This is a genomic window from Bacillus cereus group sp. BfR-BA-01310, assembly GCF_022664325.1.
Lineage (GTDB): Bacteria > Bacillota > Bacilli > Bacillales > Bacillaceae_G > Bacillus_A > Bacillus_A paramycoides.
On sequence record NZ_JAKUHD010000065.1, the window covers coordinates 1 to 3,859 of the forward strand.

Here is a 3,859-nt window from a genome sequence, read left to right on the forward strand (position 1 = left end):
CAGCGAAGAGTAGCAAAAGAAGCAATTCTCTGGCTAGCACCGGGAGGACATCTTTTAATAGAGACGAGCGAAATGCAGGCAACTCAGACCTCTGAAATCTTTGCTGGTGCTGGGCTTACCACGAAAGTGGCTAGAGACGAGGAACTAGACGCCACTGTCGTTATAGGATCGAATCCTGTTTTTTAGCATAAATCAGTACGTAGTCTTATTCACAAATGAAATGATAATTTCCTAGCAATATACAAATAAACAAAAGATCCTTATTCAATTAAAGGGCGCTTTAATTGAGCAAGGATAACAACAATTTTCAAACTTTTTTATAAAAATTGTATAATGCTTTATAAAGTAGGAATCTGTTTTGATCAATCTTTTTTCAAAATGGATTCCTTTTGTCTTTTATCAAATAATGAGTTGTAAAACATTTCTGATTAAACTTTATTCTAAATCTACAGTTTATTTTGAGGGGGATTAATACTGAGTGAAGAATAATATACGACTATTTCATGAATATCGTTCCATAAATAGTTATCTACATTTCTCAACTTACATCTTAATATTACGATTATTAATTTTTATACTTTTATTGCATAAATCATGAATCTACCCCCTCAATTTATTACGTTAAATAAAGATAGTAAAATAAAATATGAATAAAAATACAAAACATAAAAAATATGTAGAATACTGTCTAATTCCATACATTTATTTCTCTGTATATACCGATTAATCTATTAGATGAGAAGAATAAATTCTTACAAAAGATTATAGGAGGAGAAATTTATGAAGAAAATTATTATTGGGGCATTAACGTTAGGTGTCATACTAGGATCGGGTGGTAGTTTTGCCTCTGCAGATGAACTTGATAGTGTTTCTCAAAAGGGAAATACAATACAATCTATATCAGCTTCCACAAAAAATTCAATAACTGCGAACCAATTTAGCAAAGTCTATTCAGCTATGAAAAAATATGATGGCACACCTTATAAATATGGTGGGAATAGTCCTCAAACTGGATTTGATTGTTCGGGATTAATGCAATGGGGATATGGAACACAGGGGATTAAATTACCACGCACATCGCAAGATCAATACACTAGTACTACACGTATCGAAAGAAAGGCTCTTCAACCAGGAGATTTAGTTTTCTTTAAAGGAACGGTTCCAGGCAAATCAGGTATTACTCACGTTGGTATGTATATTAGTGATAACAAGTTTTATAATGCTAGTAATTCCGGAGTTGGTGAGGCTAGCTTAAATAGTACGTATTGGAGTAAATATATTGCAGGATATGGTCGAGTTAAATAAAAAATGTATTATAAGGTCCCACAAAAAGAACTGAAGTCTAATATGTGATACTGAATCTAAAGTAATTAAAGATATATAAGATATATAAGATATACTACACGACAACACATGTTATTTAATAATGTAGTTTTAAGGTGTATTAGCACTTTGCTTGATACGCCTATTTTTTATGGTTTTAATCACTAATTGGGGGACCGCCACATGGCCTGGGAGGGACTGCCATGCATAGAAGCGGTCAGGGCCCTTTCCTGCCACGTGCAAAGTTTTAAGACAAAGAAGGGCAGCAATCCATATGCTCAAAAATGAAGATAACTTTCTATAGGTAATACTACATTACATTGTATGAATGATTTCATGCTCTTCTTTTGATTTTCTATAATCTTCACCCTAAAATAATTTAAAAGATTTATTCTTGCTTTCTTACGCATACTTAAAAGTAGGAGACTTCTTTCGAATTATGTTAAACTCTTCTAAGATACTATTTATACATTAATAAAGGTGAGGGTACCCAGTGAACAAAAACGACAATACACATTGCACTATGGTTATATTTGGAGCAACAGGCGATTTAGCAAAGAGAAAATTATTCCCTTCTATATATAGCCTATATAAAAAAGGACAGCTCTCTAAAAATTTTGCTGTTGTTGGTGTGGCAAGACGTGAATGGAGTGATGAGGTATTTCGTGAAAATGTATTTTCCTCTATTCAAGAATCAAAAATTAAACCAGGGAATGATTTAGATGAATTTTTAACTCATTTCCGATACTTAGCGTTTGATGTTACGAATACCGCTTCATACCAAGATTTGAATACGTTACTTACTAACCTAGAAGAACAATTCAATATTCCAGGAAACAGAATGTATTATATGGCAATGGCTCCTGAATTTTTCGGAACAATCGCTTCTTACTTGAAATCAGAAGGTGTGACAAACTCAAACGGTTGGAATCGATTGATTATTGAAAAACCTTTTGGACATGACTTGCCATCCGCACAAAAATTAAACGAAAAACTTCGTCAAGCATTTTCGGAAGATGAGATTTATCGCATTGACCATTATCTAGGAAAAGAAATGGTTCAAAATATTGGTGTCATTCGTTTTGCAAATGCAATATTTGAATCACTATGGAACAATAAGTACATCTCTAATATTCAAATTACATCCAGTGAATCTTTAGGTGTAGAGGACCGCGGTGGTTACTATGACCATTCCGGTGCTTTAAGAGATATGGTACAAAATCATATGGTACAAATGGTTGCTTTACTGGCGATGGAACCGCCAATTCGTTTAACAACAGAAGAAATCCGAAGCGAAAAAATTAAAGTATTGCGCGCACTTCGACCAATAACAGTAGAAGAAGTTGATCAATATTTTGTACGAAGTCAGTATGGATCAGGAACAATCCATGGAAAAGAAGTTCCTGGATACAGAAGCGAAAGTAAAGTGGATCCAAACTCAAGAACAGAAACATTTGTGGCAGGTAAATTATTAATAGACAATTTCCGCTGGGCAGGTGTGCCGTTCTACATTCGTACAGGTAAACGCATGCAAGAAAAATCAACAAAAATCGTCATTCAGTTTAAAGAATTGCCAATGAACTTATATTCTAAATCAGAAAACAACATTCATCCAAACCTGCTTATTATTCATATTCAGCCGGATGAGGGGGTTTCTCTTGTTTTAAACGGTAAAAAAATTGGTACTTCTGAAAAAACAACACCATTTAAGCTTGATTACTGCATTGACTGCGTGGACGGAGTAAATACACCAGAAGCTTACGAGAAACTTCTATATGATGCAACTCAAGGCGATGCAACAAACTTCACTCACTGGGATGAAGTAGCATTATCATGGAAATTTGTTGATGTTATTTCTAAAGCATGGCAAAAGGATGTATCAACAGATTTACTTACTTACGAATCAGGATCAATGGGACCGCAAGCTTCTGATGATTTACTTGTGGAAAACAACTTCCATTGGTGGCCTATTTCAGATGATAATGACTACTCAATCTAATCAAGGGGGAATTCTTCTGAAAAAAGTATATGATATTACAGTACCTATTTACGAAGGAATGCCTGTATATAAAAACAAATCGGAAAAACAGCCTCAACTTTCCAAAGTTACAAACGGTCATGTAACAGAATCCACATTAAAAATGGATGCTCATACAGGAACGCATATTGATGCGCCTTTGCATATGATAAATGACGGAGACACGTTTGAAACACTTGATATTGAGAAATTAGTAGGCGAAGCAAAGGTTTTTGACCTGACACATGTTGATGGTGGCATTACTGCTGAAGACCTGAAAGATTTCGATATTCAAAAAGGGGATTTTGTTTTATTTAAAACAAAGAACTCCTTTGATGAAGGATTTAACTTCGATTTTATTTATTTAGCTGAAAGCGGTGCGAAACGGCTTGCTGAAAAAGGTATTCGCGGTGTGGGCATTGATGCATTAGGTGTTGAACGTGCCCAAGAAGGTCACCCAACCCATAAAACACTATTTGCACACGATATTATTGTAATCGAAGGATTAACATTTAAAGA

The 3,859-nt window shown here is 34.5% G+C and carries 3 protein-coding genes and 1 pseudogene; all 4 read left to right on the forward strand.

Annotated features, from left to right (window positions below; translation table 11 throughout):
• Positions 1-186, forward strand: a pseudogene (locus tag MR109_RS29460) (putative protein N(5)-glutamine methyltransferase); the annotation flags it as partial.
• A gap of 594 nt (positions 187-780) precedes the next feature.
• On the forward strand, positions 781-1,305 hold the full coding sequence (locus MR109_RS29465; RefSeq protein ID WP_242274841.1) for a C40 family peptidase: 525 nt from the start codon (positions 781-783) through the stop codon (positions 1,303-1,305).
• Between the two features lie 541 nt (positions 1,306-1,846).
• On the forward strand, positions 1,847-3,322 hold the full coding sequence (gene zwf / locus MR109_RS29470; RefSeq protein WP_242274843.1) for a glucose-6-phosphate dehydrogenase: 1,476 nt from the start codon (positions 1,847-1,849) through the stop codon (positions 3,320-3,322).
• On the forward strand, positions 3,300-3,859 hold a 560-nt coding region (locus MR109_RS29475; RefSeq protein ID WP_242274842.1), incomplete at its 3' end, for a cyclase family protein. The genes zwf and MR109_RS29475, both read left to right, overlap by 23 nt.

Bases quoted from the DNA above. Each gene is read 5' to 3' on its own strand.
- zwf (WP_242274843.1), top strand. From the start codon at position 1,847: ATGGTTATATTTGGAGCAACAGGCGATTTAGCAAAGAGAAAATTATTC.
- MR109_RS29465 (WP_242274841.1), top strand. From the start codon at position 781: ATGAAGAAAATTATTATTGGGGCATTAACGTTAGGTGTCATACTAGGA.